10 protein-coding genes and 6 pseudogenes are annotated in these 15,627 nt (G+C 60.6%); 8 read left to right on the top strand and 8 right to left on the bottom strand.

The window, feature by feature from the left end; all coding sequences use genetic code 11:
• Nucleotides 1–96: 96 nt before the first annotated feature.
• Nucleotides 97–939: a M15 family metallopeptidase gene (locus ETW23_RS24185; protein WP_134831743.1), complete on the top strand. Its 843-nt coding sequence runs from the start codon at nt 97–99 to the stop codon at nt 937–939.
• Between the two features lie 22 nt (nt 940–961).
• Here the strand turns inward: ETW23_RS24185 and ETW23_RS24180 are convergent, their stop codons facing one another.
• From ETW23_RS24180 to ETW23_RS27000, 8 genes and pseudogenes are all read right to left on the bottom strand, one after another.
• A complete protein-coding gene (locus ETW23_RS24180) occupies nt 962–2,461 on the bottom strand; it encodes a caspase family protein (RefSeq protein WP_134831742.1) in 1,500 nt (499 codons plus the stop codon).
• A 129-nt stretch (nt 2,462–2,590) separates the two neighbouring features.
• Nucleotides 2,591–2,917 (bottom strand): hypothetical protein, encoded by a 327-nt coding sequence (locus ETW23_RS24175; protein ID WP_134831741.1) that lies wholly within the window; start codon nt 2,915–2,917, stop codon nt 2,591–2,593.
• Nucleotides 2,918–2,919: 2 nt separating this feature from the next.
• Nucleotides 2,920–3,306 carry a response regulator gene (locus ETW23_RS24170; protein ID WP_027260150.1) on the bottom strand — a complete coding sequence of 129 codons (387 nt, stop codon included), beginning with the start codon at nt 3,304–3,306 and terminating at the stop codon, nt 2,920–2,922.
• Between the two features lie 34 nt (nt 3,307–3,340).
• Nucleotides 3,341–4,204, bottom strand: coding sequence for a protein-glutamate O-methyltransferase CheR (locus ETW23_RS24165; RefSeq protein WP_129373197.1), 864 nt, complete (start codon nt 4,202–4,204; stop codon nt 3,341–3,343).
• A complete protein-coding gene (locus tag ETW23_RS24160; protein ID WP_129373198.1) occupies nt 4,201–4,683 on the bottom strand; it encodes a chemotaxis protein CheW in 483 nt (160 codons plus the stop codon). Before ETW23_RS24160 ends, ETW23_RS24165 begins: the two co-directional genes overlap by 4 nt.
• A pseudogene (locus ETW23_RS24155) lies at nt 4,673–6,839 on the bottom strand (chemotaxis protein CheA). The gene ETW23_RS24160 and the pseudogene ETW23_RS24155 overlap by 11 nt, the downstream one beginning before the upstream one ends.
• Before the next feature lies 1 nt (nt 6,840).
• Nucleotides 6,841–7,215 (bottom strand): response regulator, encoded by a 375-nt coding sequence (locus ETW23_RS24150; protein WP_027260146.1) that lies wholly within the window; start codon nt 7,213–7,215, stop codon nt 6,841–6,843.
• A pseudogene (locus tag ETW23_RS27000) lies at nt 7,212–7,498 on the bottom strand (STAS domain-containing protein). The gene ETW23_RS24150 and the pseudogene ETW23_RS27000 overlap by 4 nt, the downstream one beginning before the upstream one ends.
• Before the next feature lie 412 nt (nt 7,499–7,910).
• Between ETW23_RS27000 and ETW23_RS24140 the strand changes: the two are divergent.
• The 7 genes and pseudogenes from ETW23_RS24140 (at nt 7,911) to ETW23_RS24110 (ending at nt 15,586) form a co-directional block, all read left to right on the top strand.
• The gene (locus ETW23_RS24140; protein ID WP_134831740.1) at nt 7,911–10,268 is read left to right on the top strand and encodes a methyl-accepting chemotaxis protein; all 2,358 of its coding nucleotides are present in this window, start codon (nt 7,911–7,913) and stop codon (nt 10,266–10,268) included.
• A gap of 165 nt (nt 10,269–10,433) precedes the next feature.
• A complete protein-coding gene (locus ETW23_RS24135; RefSeq protein ID WP_167738218.1) occupies nt 10,434–11,378 on the top strand; it encodes a CheB methylesterase domain-containing protein in 945 nt (314 codons plus the stop codon).
• Nucleotides 11,379–11,404: 26 nt separating this feature from the next.
• Nucleotides 11,405–11,967: pseudogene (locus ETW23_RS24130) on the top strand (chemotaxis protein CheD).
• A 149-nt stretch (nt 11,968–12,116) separates the two neighbouring features.
• A complete protein-coding gene (gene modA, locus ETW23_RS24125) occupies nt 12,117–12,854 on the top strand; it encodes a molybdate ABC transporter substrate-binding protein (RefSeq protein ID WP_134831738.1) in 738 nt (245 codons plus the stop codon).
• Nucleotides 12,851–13,577, top strand: a pseudogene (gene modB, locus ETW23_RS24120) (molybdate ABC transporter permease subunit). Before modA ends, modB begins: the two are co-directional and overlap by 4 nt.
• A pseudogene (modC, locus tag ETW23_RS24115) lies at nt 13,552–14,696 on the top strand (molybdenum ABC transporter ATP-binding protein). The pseudogenes modB and modC overlap by 26 nt, the downstream one beginning before the upstream one ends.
• A 61-nt stretch (nt 14,697–14,757) precedes the next feature.
• Nucleotides 14,758–15,586: pseudogene (locus ETW23_RS24110) on the top strand (bifunctional allantoicase/(S)-ureidoglycine aminohydrolase).
• The last annotated feature ends 41 nt before the right edge of the window (nt 15,587–15,627 follow it).

Below are 15,627 nucleotides of genomic sequence, written 5' to 3'. Positions count from 1 at the left end.
CGGGAAAAAAACACGGTGTTTCCGGCAAGTTGTAATCAGGGGTTTACTGCCGCGCGGCGACGGATTGAAATGGGCGCAATTGATCCGGGAGGGAAAATGCGGGTTTTGCCAGCAGTGATAATCGCCATTGGCCTTGTGCTGGCTCCGGCGGTTTGGTTCGGGCTCAGCTGGCTGCTGAGTGAAGAAGACTTCCAAGGGGCGGGCGGTGTTGATTCGACCGCGCGGATCGAGATTGAGATGCTGCGCCAGCAGGTCGAGGATCTGCAATCGCGGATGACCGATCTGCAAAGCGAGGTTGCCAGCCTGCCGGCCGGAGGGGCAGGCGGGGGAACCCCTTTTACCGATGACGCGGCAGGCGAGGCCGCAATCTGGAACCAGACAGGCGGCGCCGATCTGGATTACGCACAGGTGGTTCTGATTGCCGACCGATTGAATGTGAACCGCGGGCTGCGGGTCACGGGCGGCAAATATCTGACGGAAAAACTGGGCCGTCCGCGGGAGGATTTGAACGATACCTGCCAACCGATGACCAATGCGAACCTCAAGGAAAAGCTGGTGACCGAACAGGTCGGGCCGATCCGGGTCAGCATGCTGCGCCCGGCGATCGAAAGCCTGAAGGTGGTATTTGAAAACATCCGCCAGGCGGATCCGGATCTCTATGCCCGCATCAATACGGCCGGCGCGCTGTGTGTGCGCCGGATCCGCGGCACCGCAAATTCACTGTCAACCCACAGCTATGGCCTGGCCGTTGATCTGAACATTGATGGCAAGCTGGATAATTTCACCGACGGTAAGACCCAGCTGGGCCTGACCATCATGGCGGATTTCTTTTATGATCAGGGCTGGGTCTGGGGCGCCGGATTCCGGCGCGAAGACAGCATGCACTTTGAGATCAGCCGCCGCCAGCTGGATGCGTGGATCGCGGATGGTCAGCTGTGATGCTGTTTCGCAAATCCGCCCTTCAGCCTTCCAACCCGTAAGCCTGCCGGATTCCCCGTTGGGTTCCAGGCCCGAAATTGCCATCAATGGCACCGGCATAAAAGTTGTTTTCCTTCAGTTTCAACTGAAGAGAGCGCCGGGTTTGCGGAGTGAACATATTGGGCCGCTCGCTCAGCAGGTTGAGCACATCTGAACTGCCGCTGCGCAGAGCTGCATAAAGATAATGCGCTGAATCTTCCGGACCTTTCGACGGGATCAGACCGTCATCTATCAAGGCAGCGAAATTAAACTGGGCCTGCGGGTGGCGCAGATCCGCAGCGCGTTCAAAAAAGGTCAGGGCTTTTTTCGGATTGGCAGGCAATCCCAGCCCGCCTTGGTAATGCAAGAATCCAAGGTCGTTGATCGCATCCGCAAAATCCTGCGCTGCAGCAGCCTGGTACAATTCCAACGCCTTGGCCGGGTCCGTTGCGACACCTGTGCCGCGTTCATAAAGCTTGGCCAGTTCGAACTGCGCTTCGGGAGAGCCGGCATCGGAGGCACGCTGCAGGAAGCCGACCGCCGCGGCGGGATCAAAACGGCCCTCGTTGGGGTTGAGCCGGATATAGGCCAGGCCCAGCATCGAACGGGTGTCGCCAAGATCCGCCAGCGCCAGCAGCTGCTCTTCCTGGTCGGGTTTCAGCGCCGCCCAGGCCTCGGAGGCATCTGCAACCGTGACCGGAGCATCATTTTTGCCCGGGCCGGCAAGATAGAACGGCACGCCGGTCAGTGAGCCATAAGTATGCGGTTCCTGCAGATTAGCAGTGTTTTCCATCACCCGGTCGCGCACTTGGCGGAACATCAGGCTGATCTCCAGCCCCGGCTGCACCATTTTTTCTATCAGCGCAGTGGCATAGGGCGAATTGCTGCCGGAGCCGTCCAACGCCACCTGGCCGTCCTTGGCGGCAAAGGCCACCAGGGTGCCCCGGTCCGGATCGGCTGCTGCCATGCCGCCGCCGCCGCGGGTTGCGGCATTCGTTTCGGCAGCTTCACTGCTGCTTTGTTCCAGCGTGATGGAATCGCCCAGCGGGTTGTCGCGGCAGCTGTCGAGGATCACGATCCGCATCTTGCGGGCCCGGTCCACTGCCCCCAGCAGTTGTTTCAGCGACAAGGACTGGCGCTGCACATCGCGGTTGCTGGCCACCTGGGCATCAGCCGGGATCAGAAAATTCTCGCCCTGCACTTCGATCCCGTGGCCGGCGAAATAGACCAGAGCCAGATCGGCCACTTCGGAACGGAAAGTGAAATCCTCCAGCAGCTGCACCATATCCGCCGTGCCGGGATCCAATGCGAGGCTGACGTCAAAACCGATCCCTTCCAGCGTGTCCGCCATTGCCACGGCATCGTTGCGGGTGTTCTCCAGCGGCGGCAGGTACTGATAGTCCGCCACGCCGATAACCAGAGCAATGCGGTCGCTTGCGGCCTGCGCACCCGTTGCAACAAGCAAGCAGGCTGTGAAAATCAGAGGCTTGATGAGAAGTGACATGCGAATACCCGGGCTGGCAGTTTCAGCTATGTCCCAATGTAGTCCGCTGCGGCAGCAAAGAAAAAGGAAATTCGCCGCCGCTGAAGGTGAAAAAACGGCCCCGCCCGGGTCGGGCGGAGCTGCTTGATTTCAGGTGCTTGCCATGCTGCCTGCGGCGCGCAGCCGCTCGCGCAGCTTTTCCAGGGTGACCCCGGCAGCTGCGGCCGGCAGATCGGCAGGCCCGGCTTCATCAACTTGCGCCTGCACGCGCTTGTAGAAACCGGAGAGCCCGGACAGAGTCTGGATCACCAGATCAAAGTCCTGCAACGAGCGCAGCTCCTGGCTGGTCGGGGCGGTGCCGCGTTCCAGCACGTCCAGGACAACGTCTTCCAACGCTTGCATCTGGCTGCGCAACTGCTCCATCTCCCAGGCCGACGCGGCGCATAGTTCGCCTAGGGCTTTGTCGGGGCGTTCCATGATTATAGCCGCCCGACAACCTGTTCGATGGCCTGTTTCATCGTGGCCACCGTGAACGGCTTGCGGACTATGTTGTTCAGGCCCAGCTGTTTGCCCATCTGGATCATCTCCGGAGTTGGTTTGCCGGTTACCAGAATGAATCCAACCCGTTGGGTTACCTGATGGCCGCGCACGGCCTGCAGCAGCCCCAGCCCGTCCATGCCCGGCATGTTGTAGTCCGACAGCACCAGATGAACTGGTGTTTGGGTCAGTTTCTGAAAGGCGGATTGGCCGGCGTTCTCGACCATATAGTTCTTGATGCCGATCTCATCCAGGCTTTGTGTGATGATCCCCCGGCTTGTCGACATGTCGTCAACGACCATAACGCGGAGAGAGTCTTTCAAGCTCATTTTTTCTTTCCTTCTGCTCTGCTTGCAGCCGCGGTCAGGTTTTCCTGCCTGCGGATGAGTTGACATAAGTGGTGATCCCGGCCGTCTTCAGTTGCTGCGCCGCCGGGCCTGACATGCGCTCGGAATGACCGATGAAGAGGTAACCGCCCGGGTTCAGGGCTTGTTGAAAAGCGCTCCAGACCTTCTGCTGGGTCGGGTTGTCGAAATAAATCGCAACGTTCCGGCAGAAAATCGCATCGAACCTGCCGCGGAACGGGAAAGGTTCGATCAGGTTCAGCACCCCGAAAGTGATCAGCTTGCGCAGGCTTTCGGGAAAGCGTCCGTCGGGATCGCGTTTGGGCACCAGTTTGCTGTATTTTGTATCAATCTGGGCCAGCTCGTCCTCGGGGTACTTCGCCGTCTGGGCATGCTGCACCACCACCGGATCGATATCCGTACCCAGGATTTTGAAATCCAGCTGCGCTGCTTCGGGACAGATATCCAACACTGTCATGGCAATCGAATAGGGCTCCTGCCCGTTCGAGCAGCCCGCTGACCACAGCCGCACCCGGCCGCCGCGGCGCGCCTGTTCGATCAGCGGCGGCAACACGTCGTTGCGCAGCGTTTCGAAATGGTGCGGCTCCCGGAAGAAATGGGTCACATTGGTGGTCAGCAGCGACAGCAGCCCGCTGCGTTCCTGGTCGGCATTCGGGCCGTCCAGGCTGGCAAGGTAGTCCTTGAACTTGGTGATGTTGCGCTGGCGCAGCTTGCGGGCCAGGCGTGAAGACACCAGGGGCTTTTTGCTGGCCGCCATGGCCAGGCCGAAGTTTTTATGCGCGAACTGCGCAATGGCTTCGAATTCTTGGTCCGACAGCGAAAAGCTCTCTGTGCTGGGGGAGATGGAACCTGCTGCGCTCACGGCATCACCTGCTCCGGAGCCGAGATCACCGCATCGAGATTGATGATGCGCACCATGGTGTCATCATGCGAGATGATGCCCTGGATGTACTCCATCGTATTGCGGCTATCGACCGGCGGGGTGTCCTGGATGTCGTCCGGATTGATCGAAATGATCTCGGAGACCGACTCGGCCAGAAGGCCAACCGGCTTGCCATGCACCGAAACGACGATAACGACATTGCGCTCGCTGGCTTCGGTTTGCTGCAGGCCGAAACGGGCGGACAGATCGTAGATCGGGATCACCGCACCGCGCAGGTTCATCACCCCCAGCACGTCGGCCGGAGCATGCGGCAGGATCGTCACCGGTGACCACCGCCTGATCTCGCGAATTTGGGTGATCTTCAGGCAGAAGGCCTGCCCGGCGACGGTGAAGCTGACAAACTCGCTGTGTTCAGCGTGTTTCACTTCCTGATCGGTATGCTTCGCTTCAGCTTGCATTGCTCATTCTCCGCTCGGTGTCAAAGGCGGCCGCTGTGGGCGAGGCCGCAATGATGCTTTCAGGGTCCAGGATCATGGCGATCTTGCCGTCTCCAAGGATGGTTGCTGCGGCAACGCCGGCGATTTCCCCGCAGACGCCGTCCAGGCTTTTGATCACCACCTGGCGCTGGTCGTGGATGTCATCCACTGCCAAGGCGCAGCGCTGGCCGGTTTCGGTTTCCACCAGCAGATAGACGCCGGCCTGCCGGTCGCTTTCGCGGTACAGCCCCAGGCTGCCGGCTACGTCGCAGATGGGCACGAAATTGCCGCGGATCGACAGCAGGGTGCCGTCGGCGCCGAGGCTGTTGATCATGTCATCGCTGCCGCGCATGGTCTCGACGATAGAAGTAATCGGCACCACCATGGTCTGGTCAGCGACCGACACCACCATGCCGTCCATCACCGCCAAGGTCAGCGGCAGGATGATAGTGAACGTTGACCCCTTGCCGGGCGTGGAGGAGATATTGATGCGGCCGCCCAGGCCGGTCACCGCATTCTTCACCACATCCATACCGACACCGCGGCCAGAGAGGTTTGACACCTCCTTGGCGGTGGAGAAACCAGGCGCGAACAGGAGATTGTCGATCTCGCCGTCAGTCAGCTCGGCATTTTCCGGGATCAGGCCCTTCTCAATGGCGATCTGTTTGACCCGCGGGCGGTTCACACCGGCCCCGTCATCCTTGATTTCAATGCAAACACTTCCAGAACGATGGGAAGCCGACAATCGGATTTCACCAACCTTGGATTTCCCGGCGGCTTCCCGGTCCTCGGGTTTTTCGACCCCGTGGTCCACCGCATTGCGCAGAATATGCGTCAGCGGGTCGGACAGCCGTTCGATCACCGTCTTATCGACCTCGGTGTTTTCGCCCTCATTCACGAGTTTACAGGTTTTACCTGTCGCAGCCGACGCTTCCCGGACGATCCGGGCCATGCGCTGGAACAGCGGTTTCACCGGCTGAGCACGGATTGCCATGACACCTTCCTGGATGTCGCGCGCGAGGTTTTTGAAACCTTCGAGCTCTGTTTCAACGTCCCTTGTATCAGAGACATCGAGGTTGGCGATTTGCTGCGCCAGCATCGAATGGTTGATGATAAGCTCCCCGACAGCGTTGATCAGCCGGTCCACCCGCTCGAGTTCGACGCGGAGCGTGGGCTTGGGACCGCCGCGCTGCTCCTGCTTGCCGCTCTCGGCTTTCGGGGCCGATGCCTTTTCTTCGGCAGGTGCCGGCTTGGCTTCGGGTTCAGGTGCGGGGACCGGCGGTTCAAAAGGGACTGCGGGTGCCCCCCTTCTGCTGTGTCCGCTGCGGGCGGAGCATCAGGTGCGCTGAACATAGCGTCCAGGGCAGCCAGTGCATTGGCTTCCGCTTCCGCGTCGCCTTCGCCATCGATCGACAATTCGCAGAGACCTTCGACAAATTCGAAGACTGCCTCGACAATCGACCGGGAGTCCTTGGTCACCAAAGTGATGTCCCAGGCCAGGTAGCTTTCGCTCATGTCCATCGTGTCAAAGCCGGGCAGCTCGTTTTCGTCAAGCTTCACGGTCAGATCGCCCATGTCCTTAAGCGCCTGGAACAGAAAGAACGGCTCATTGCCGGTACCGTACATTTCCTTCAGCGGCTGGAACCGGATCCGGTAGGTTTCCTCCTGCGGCTCTGCCGGTGCTTCCGGCACAATGCCAAGATCGGCCACCGGCGCCGGAGCGCCAAGCCCCATCGGCTCGAAGGTGAGGTCTTCCTCTTCTTCGGGATGTATTCATCCAGTGCTGCCAGCAGCGTATCATTGTGCGCTTCGTCTATCTCGCCACCGTCCCGGGCGGCTTCGACCAGCGCCGACAGTTGATCACTGGAGCGCAGCAGCAGCTGGATCAGCTTCCCGTCCAGCTCCATCCGGCCGGCGCGCACCTCGTCAAACACGGTTTCAAACCGGTGGGCAAAGGCCACCAGGTCATCCAAGCCAAAGGCCCCGGCACCGCCTTTGATCGAGTGCACGGCGCGGAAGATTGCATTGACTGTCTCAGGGTCGTGATCGCCTCCTTCGATGGCGGTCAGCCCCTCATCCGTTGCTTCAAGGAGCTCTTCGCACTCCTCAAAGAAGGTATCCTGAATCGAACCCGACATCTTAGGCCGCAGCTCCTGTCACACGCTTGAGAGCGAAGATCAAAGAGGCATCGTCAAACGGCTTGGTGATCCAGCCGGTGGCGCCGGCGCCGCGGGCGCGTGATTTCAGTTCAGGCGCGCTTTCGGTGGTCAGCACCAGAATCGGCACCTTGGAATTTATTCCGGTGCCGCGCAGTTCCTCAATCACGCCGAAACCGTCGAGGTTAGGCATGTTGATGTCGGTGATCACAACGTCCGGATCCACATCCGGGTACATGTCTACACCTTCACGGCCATCGACCGCGCAGTGGTATTCAAATCCGGCCTCTTCCAGGGTCGCGGCCAGAAGATTCCGGATGGTGCGGGAATCGTCGATTGCCAGAACTTTGGTTTTCATGCTGTTTCCTCGTCTTCAAAACGGTTGGGCTCCAGCCCCAGAAGCGTCAGGGACTTGCGGCAGGGTTCGGTTATATTGGTGACTGAGAAGCCCACCCCTCGGACCGCCACTGCTGCTCTGCACCAAGCAGGAGCTGCAGACAGCGCGAGGGCATCAAGGCAACGCCGCGGCAGTCAACCTCGACTGCTTTGGAGCGTGCCCCTTGAAGAAAGGCGATCAGCGAATCCAGCTCCGCGAATGCGTTGGGCAGATCCAAAATGTGTTTTTGCGTTTCCGTAGTCATTGTCGGCGATTCGCACCCCCGTTGTCGGCGATCAGTTCGAGTTCGATGACGCAATTGATATGCGGCGGGCCTTAACATTTGATTGCCGGCTCGCCCGCGTGGAGGGGGATTCATAAGGAGTTCGGGTGCAATTCGGCCGTGGAAATCCCCTCAATTTTTATTCGTGCTGTCAGGGATGGGGAATCACCTGCCGGCCGCAATCATTGAAGGGTGCCATCCGCGCGCAGCCTGCGCGTGTATCTTTACCCGGCCTTTACAGAGTGACGCTTTTGTGCAGCAGAAATCAGCATCTTTTTGCCTTGCCGCAACAAGGATCCGCCCCTCCGTAAGCCGCAAATTAACATATGCGACGCATCCTGAGAAACATCATCTTTTGCGGGAGCCTAGACCGCAATGCTCTTAGGAGGACGGAATGAAAGCGCTAAAATCGCTCAAACTGGCACATAAATTGCCGCTGTTTATTGTTGGGTTCGGTGTGCTCGTGACGGCGATTCTCGTCACGATCAGCACGATCAGTTTCCAGAACAGTGCAGAAAAAAATGCCGAAGACCAATTCCGCTCCATGGTGGCGGACCGGAAGTATTCGGTACAGACACTGCTGGATGGGATCCATGCGGATGTGCAGACCCTGGCGGCCGTGCCGTCGACTGCAACCGCGATCGAATGGCTGACGATGACTTGGAACGATCTGGACGGAAATCCGGGGCAGGTTCTGCGTCAGGCCTATATTGACGACAACCCGAATCCGCTTGGTCAGAAGCATCTTCTGGCGCGTGCAAAGGGTGACTCGCCTTATCACATGCATCACGAAAGCTTTCACCCGGCGTATAAGACTTTGATCGAAAGCAAGGGCTACTATGATGCGTTTCTGATCAATCTGGCCGGCGACATCGTTTATTCGGTGTTCAAGGAAAGTGATTTCGGAACCAACATGATGACCGGCCCGTATAAAGACTCCGGCCTGGCAAAAGTATACAGCTCTGCCCTGGAAGGCAGCCGCGGCGAAGTGTTCTTTGCCGATTTGGAGCCCTATGCGCCTTCTGCCGGCGCAGCCGCGGCCTTTGCTGCGGCGCCAGTTGTGAACGACGCCAATCTGACGGTCGGCGTGCTTGCGGTGCAGATTCCGGTGGATTTGCTGGGGGCCATTGTCAACAATGAGCAAGGCTTGGGGCAGACCACCCAGATCTACCTGGCAGGCTCCGACATGAAAGCGCGGACCAGATCACGGTTTGAAGGCGGGTTTGAAGTGCTTTCTCAATTGCCTTCGACCGAGCAGGTGACAACAGCCTTTGATGGTGAATCCCATGTGAAGAAGGGTGTTCCCGGCCTGAACGGGCATCCGGTGCTCGCCTATTCCGAGCCGCTGCCGCTGGAGTTCGCAGATTGGGCTATCATAGCCGAACAGGACTGGGCCGAACTGATGGCCCCGGCGGTCAGAAAACGCAACATGCTGCTTCTCGCCTCGGTGATTTGCGCGGCTGGCATGTCTTTCTTCGGCTGGTTGTTCGCCCGTTCCATCACCCGGCCGATTGACCGGATCTGCAGCAATATGGAAGCCGTATCGTCCGGAAGTCTCGATACAGATATCGAAGCTGCAAACCGCAGCGATGAAATCGGCAAGATCGGCAAAACCCTTGTGTCAATGCAGGACGACCTGAAACTGGCCCGCGCCGCAGAAGAGGAACGCGCAGAAATGCAGCGGCAGCAGCAAGATGTTGTCGAAAGCCTGAGCGCCGGGCTTATGCAATTGGCCGAAGGCGACTTTTCCCAGCCGATCAAGAACGCGTTTCCGCAGGAATACGAGCAGCTGCGGGAGAACTACAACAGCACTGTAAGCAACCTCAGCTCTACCGTCCGGCAGGTGATTGAAGCCTCGGGAAGCATCCGGAATGGCGCGGCTGAGATCAGCCAGGCGTCGGACGACCTGTCGCACCGCACCGAAAGCCAGGCCGCCACGCTGGAAGAGACAGCTGCGGCTTTGGATGAGCTGACTGCGTCTGTTAAATCCGCCGCCGAAGGCGCCCGCAGCGTTGAAAGCACCATGGCCGAGGCCCGGACCGAAGCGGAGAACAACCGGGAAGTTGTGCAAAGCGCCGTGTCAGCGATGACCGAGATCGAGCAGTCCTCGAACCACATCTCGCAAATCATCTCGGTGATTGACGACATCGCCTTCCAAACCAACCTGCTGGCGCTGAACGCCGGGGTTGAGGCGGCGCGGGCCGGCGAGGCAGGCAAGGGCTTTGCCGTGGTCGCCAGCGAGGTGCGGGCGCTGGCGCAGCGGTCCTCGGATGCAGCGATGGAGATCAAGACGCTGATCGGCGACAGTTCCAAACAGGTGGATCGCGGCGTTGAATTGGTCGGCAAGGCCGGCGAGGCGCTGCAAAGCATCGTCGAGCAGGTCACCCATATCTCGCAGCTGGTCTCCGGCATTGCCGAAGGCGCGGCCGAACAATCGACCGGTCTGCATGAGATTAACACCGGCGTCACTCAGCTGGACCAGGTGACACAGCAGAATGCGGCGATGGTGGAAGAAGCCACAGCCGCTGGGCACATGCTGAATACGGATGCCGGCAAGCTGTCCGAACTGGTCGCCCATTTCCGGGTGGCCGGCGGCAGCGCAGCGCCCGCTCCGGCCCGTGCCGCCGCTCCGGCGGCCAAGCCTGCGCCCTCGGCACATGGCGAGGCAGATTGGGAGATTGAGGCCAGCCCGGTGCCAGCCGCCGCGGCCGCCAGCGGCAATGCCGCGCGCGATCTCTGGCAGGACTTTTAAACACACACCGAAGGCGCCGCGGTTTTGGCTGCGGCGCCTTCACACATGTCAACCTGTGCCTGCAATTCTGAGGGCATTGCAAATTGACTGGGGATCCCATTGTCTTCGCGAAACTTATTGATCATTACCACTGACCGCAGCTTTGCCCGGAATTTGCAAAGCTATATGGAATCTGCCTATCCCGGCATGAAGGTTCTTTTGGCTAACAATCTGATGATGGCCTACAATCAAGCAGAGGCCGCACAACCGGTTTTTGCTTTTGTGGAAGACGGTTTTTCCAAACTGCCTGAATTCGAAATGATGATGGCTCTGTTTTCCGCCATGGATACCCGATGGGTGGCCGTCATGGACACTCAAGGCGCGACGCCGGCCAGAAAATCCTCGCCGCTGCTGGATGTCGGAGCGGGCATCTTCGAACTGACGAAAGCGGATCATCCCAGCCAGTTTGCCCAGTATTTCGACATGATGATCAATGCGCCGCGGCGCAGCGCCCGTGCGGCTCCGGGGGCTTCCGCTGCCCGGCCTTCTGCCGCAGCAGCTGCCAGCAAGAAGCTGATCCTGATCGGGTCTTCTACCGGCGGTGTCGAAGCTTTGCGCAGCATTCTGGTCGGCTTCCCCTTTGACTGCCCGCCGACGCTGATCGTGCAGCATACCGGCAAGAATTTCGGATCCGGCCTGGTGTCGCTTCTTGACCGGCTGTGCCCGGCGCGGGTGCGTGCTGCCGAAGACGGAACAACGCTGGAACCGGGCTATGTCTATGTTGCTGCAGGCCAGCGCCGCCACATGGGTTTAAGCAGCCGTAAGCCGCTGCGCCTGCGGATGAAGGAAGGGCCTGATATTTCCGGACATACTCCGTCTGTTGACGCTCTGTTCACCTCTGCCGTGCCATATGGGAGGGAGGTTGTGGCCACCATCCTGACCGGCATGGGCCAGGATGGCGCCAGGGGGCTTTTGGAATTGCGCAAGGCCGGCGCGAAAACATTTGCCCAGGACGAAAAGTCTTCGGTTGTCTACGGGATGCCCAGGGTCGCCTGGGAGATCGGCGCCGCACAGCAGCAGGTGCCGCTGCCGCAGATGGCCAGCACATTGCTACAGGCGAGCAAAGCCTGAACGCACCACAGGAAGGAACCAAAACATTGACCACTGTTTTCGCCAACTCAAAGTCTGTAACGGTTCTGCAAGGGGAATACCGGGTGGCCACAGATCCGAAGATCGTGTTTTCAACGGTGCTCGGCTCATGTATCGCGGCCTGTATTTACGATCCGGAAAACGGAGTGGGCGGAATGAATCATTTTCTGCTCGCCAACGCCCGTCAGGGCGGCGCAGCCAATGCCCGTTACGGCATCCATGCGATGGAACTTCTGATCAACGGCGTTCTGAAGAAGGGGCAATCCGTTCCAATCTGAAAGTCAAAGTGTTCGGCGGCGCCAAGATGTCCGCAAATCTGTCGGACATCGGCGCGGCCAATGCCGATTTTGTGCAGCGGTTCCTGCGGGATGAAGGCATCCCTTGCATCTCTTCCAGTGTTGGCGGCACCTCGGCACGCCGGGTGCGGTTCCATGCGTGCTCTGGCGCAGCCCAGCAGACCCATGTGAAGGACGACCGCAAGCTCGGCGAATTGGAGCAGCGCGCCGCCGCACGGCCGGTTCCGGCCCCGGCTCCGGCTGGCGGAAGTGCAGGTGCGGTCGACCTTTTCTGACTTAGACCGCCGTCAAGGAACAGCTTGGGCATCCGAAATTTTCGTTTGCCCGTGCCTGCCTGCAGAGGTAGGTCCTAGGAGTGATGACAACAATCCAAGCTGCAGTTTTGGCATTCCTGGTTCGGCTCGAAGTCTGGCGGGGCCTTTTGATGCCTGTCGCTTTGCTTTTGGGCTTGGCATCCATGGCGCAGGCACAGGTCACGGTCTTTGCCGCAGCCAGCACCAAAACAGCACTGGATGAGGCCGCAGCAGCCTACATGGCTGAAACCGGCCGGTCCGCCGCTTTGTCTTACGCGGGCTCCCCGGCTTTGGCACGGCAGATCCAGCTTGGCGCCCCGGCGGATGTCTACATCTCAGCCAATCCCGGATGGATGGATGTGTTGCAGCAAGACGGGCTGATTGTTCCTGCCTCACGGTTGGATCTGCTGACAAACCGGCTGGTTCTTATCGCTCATGGAGCAGATGCCGCGCCGATGGATCTGGAAACCGCCGACCTCGGTGCGCGGCTGGGAGAAAGCCGGCTTGCCATGGCGCTGGTCGATGCGGTTCCGGCCGGGATTTACGGCAAAGCCGCGCTGACCGCGTTGGGGCAATGGCCCTCTGTTGTGTCCAAAACGGCCCAGACTGCCAATGTGCGCGCGGCGCTGGCGCTGGTCGCCTCCGGCGAGGCGCCGATGGGCGTGGTCTATGCCACCGATGCCGGGGCAAGCGCGGACGTCACGGTGATCGCGTCCTTCCCGGAGGACAGCCATCCGCGGGTGATCTACCCCGCTGCCGCTGTTTCCGGCGGCAATGCTGCTGAGGCCCGCGCCTTTCTGGAGTTTCTTAGCAGCCCGGAGGCCCGCACCATATTCCTGAATCACGGGTTCGGAGTGCCGGGGCAGTGAATGCTGAGACCGCATGGCTGGGACCCGAGGAGTGGCAGGCGGTACTGCTGTCGCTGCGTGTCTCAATCTGGGCAACCCTGGCGTCGCTGCCGCTGGCGGTCTTTGTGGCATACGCGCTGGCGCGCTGGCAGTTTCCCGGCAAGCAAATCGTGAACAGCCTGGTGCACCTGCCGCTGATCCTGCCGCCGGTGGTGACCGGCTACCTGCTGCTGATGGTATTCGGCACCAAGGGCCGGTTGGCGGGCGTTGCAGCAGATCGGCATCGTCTTTGCCTTCCGCTGGACCGGGGCGGCGCTGGCCGCGGGTATTATGGCCTTTCCGCTTATGGTGCGGGCGATCCGCCTGTCGGTTGAGGCGGTGGATCCCAAGCTGGAACAGGCTGCCGCCACGCTGGGTGCCTCGCGGGCGCTGTGTTTTGCCACTGTCACTCTGCCGATGATCCTGCCTGGTCTGATTGCCGGTACAGTACTGGGGTTTGCCAAGGCAATGGGAGAGTTCGGGGCGACAATCACCTTTGTTTCAAGCATTCCGGGACAGACGCAGACTCTGCCATCGGCGATCTACACCTTTCTGCAGGTGCCAGGCGGTGAGACCGCAGCATTGCGGCTGACGCTGGTGTCGATTGCTATCGCATTGACTGCGCTGCTGCTGTCAGAACTGCTGGCGCGCAGGGTTGCCGACCGGGCAGGGGGCGCTGATGCTGACTGTCTCGATACGGCATGAGCTGCCGGGTTTCGGGCTGGATGTGCAATTCGAGGCGCCACCAGGTGTCACTGTGCTGTTCGGCCGCTCCGGAACCGGCAAGACAACAGTGATCCAGGCGGTGGCCGGCCTGTTGCGCCCGGATCAGGGGCGGGTGGCACTGGACAGGGAGGTGCTGTTTGATACCACACTGCGGCACTGGCTGCCGCCGCACAAGCGCCGCATGGGCTATGTTTTTCAGGAGGGCCGGCTGTTCCCGCATCTGACGGTGCGGCAGAACCTGGCGTTCGGGCAATGGTTCGCGCCGCGGCGTGCCAGGCGGGAGAGCCTGGACCGGGTTGTGGAGCTGCTGGGCATCGGACCCCTGTTGCAGCGCCGTCCCGGGCTGCTGTCCGGCGGCGAAAAGCAGCGGGTTGCAATTGGCCGGGCGCTGCTGGCGGCGCCGCGGATGATCCTGGCGGATGAGCCGCTGTCAGCTTTGGATGAGGCGCGCAAGGCGGAAATCCTGCCTTATTTTGAGCGGTTGCGCGACGAGATCGGCATTCCGATGCTTTATGTCAGCCACTCTGCGGCGGAAGTGGCTCGGCTGGCTACCACGGTTGTGGTGCTGCAGGACGGCAAGGTGCAGCGGCAAGGAACGGCGGCGGAGGTGCTGGGCGACTCTGGCGTCATGCCCGCAGGGGTTCGGGCCGCCGGGGCGCTGCTGGAGGCACGTGTTACCAGTCATCACAACGACGGGCTGACAGAACTCGACGCGGGCGGTGTACCGCTGTTCCTGCCGCAGATCGCAAAAGCTGTGGGCAGCGTGGTGCGGGTCAGGATCTCGGCGCATGAGGTGATCCTGTCACGCCTGCCTCCCGAAGGTCTCTCGGCGCTCAACATTCTGCCCGGCTCGATTGAGCATGTCCGCACTGGCGGCGGTCCGGGAGCCATGGTCTCGCTGCAAACGCCCGCCGGGCGGGTGCTGGCCCGGGTCACCCGGCGTTCTGCCCAGGCCTTGGGCTGGAGGCGGGAGTGGAGTGTTTTGCTGTGGTCAAGACCGTCTCCATCGCGCCGGAGGATATCGGCGGGGCGGATAGGGCAGTCTGCGTCTTCAAAAATACCAAAACAATCCTTCAAGCATTCTTGATACGGAAATAAGTTCGGTTGCGTGGCGCTGGCAGTTATCAATGTGGCAGCAGTTCAGCAGGAAAGGCAGCCCATGACCAAACGATCCTATTACGCACCGGAAGGCGGGCTGCCGCCGCAGACCCAGCTGCTGACCGACCGCGCGATGTTCACCGACGCCTATGCGGTGATCCCCAAAGGCACGATGAGCGACATCGTGACAAGTCTGCTGCCGTTCTGGACAAGGCCCGGTTCTGGGTCCTGTCACGGCCATTGTCCGGATTTGCCGAGACGTTTTCGCAGTATATCGCCGAGGTTCAGCCTGGCGGCGGCAGCGACCGGCCGGAAACAGAGTCCGGTGTGGAAGCGGTTCTGTTTGTGGTGCAGGGGGCGATGACCCTGACCATTGACGGCGCTGCACATGAAATGGAGGAAGGCGGCTATGCCTTCCTGCCGCCGCATGCCAATTGGAGCTTGCGCAACAATGGCGATGCGCCGGTCCGGTTCCACTGGATCCGCAAGGCTTATCAGCCGGTTGCGGGACTCGACGCGCCGGAAGCCTTTGTCACCAGCGACAAACACGTCGATCCGACCCCGATGCCGGAGACCGAGGGAAATGGGCGACAACGCGCTTTGTAGACCCGAACGACCTGCGCCACGACATGCATGTGACCATCGTCACCTTTGAACCCGGCGCGGTGATCCCCTTTGCCGAGACCCATGTGATGGAACACGGGCTGTATGTGCTGGAGGGCAAGGCGGTGTACCGGCTGAACCAGGATTGGGTCGAGGTCGAGGCCGGCGACTACATGTGGCTGCGTGCCTTCTGCCCGCAGGCCTGTTATGCAGGCGGCCCGGGCAAATTCCGCTATCTGCTGTACAAGGATGTGAACCGCCACATGCCGCTGGCGCCGCTGCGCTGAGCGGCGGGGGAGCGCCCGGCCCTGATATGTGCCCGGGCGCT

The sequence above is a fragment of the Leisingera sp. NJS201 genome, assembly GCF_004535885.1.
Lineage (GTDB): Bacteria > Pseudomonadota > Alphaproteobacteria > Rhodobacterales > Rhodobacteraceae > Leisingera.
Note: the sequence above shows the minus strand (reverse complement) of the source record. Positions and strands in the feature narration are given on the sequence as shown.

Coding starts and splice junctions, on each gene's coding strand:
- modA (WP_134831738.1), top strand. CDS start 12,117: ATGCCTGTCGCTTTGCTTTTGGGCTTGGCATCCATGGCGCAGGCACAG.
- ETW23_RS24175 (WP_134831741.1), bottom strand. CDS start 2,917: ATGGAACGCCCCGACAAAGCCCTAGGCGAACTATGCGCCGCGTCGGCC.
- ETW23_RS24160 (WP_129373198.1), bottom strand. CDS start 4,683: ATGCAAGCTGAAGCGAAGCATACCGATCAGGAAGTGAAACACGCTGAA.
- ETW23_RS24135 (WP_167738218.1), top strand. CDS start 10,434: ATGGAATCTGCCTATCCCGGCATGAAGGTTCTTTTGGCTAACAATCTG.
- ETW23_RS24185 (WP_134831743.1), top strand. CDS start 97: ATGCGGGTTTTGCCAGCAGTGATAATCGCCATTGGCCTTGTGCTGGCT.
- ETW23_RS24170 (WP_027260150.1), bottom strand. CDS start 3,306: ATGAGCTTGAAAGACTCTCTCCGCGTTATGGTCGTTGACGACATGTCG.
- ETW23_RS24150 (WP_027260146.1), bottom strand. CDS start 7,215: ATGAAAACCAAAGTTCTGGCAATCGACGATTCCCGCACCATCCGGAAT.
- ETW23_RS24180 (WP_134831742.1), bottom strand. CDS start 2,461: ATGTCACTTCTCATCAAGCCTCTGATTTTCACAGCCTGCTTGCTTGTT.
- ETW23_RS24140 (WP_134831740.1), top strand. CDS start 7,911: ATGAAAGCGCTAAAATCGCTCAAACTGGCACATAAATTGCCGCTGTTT.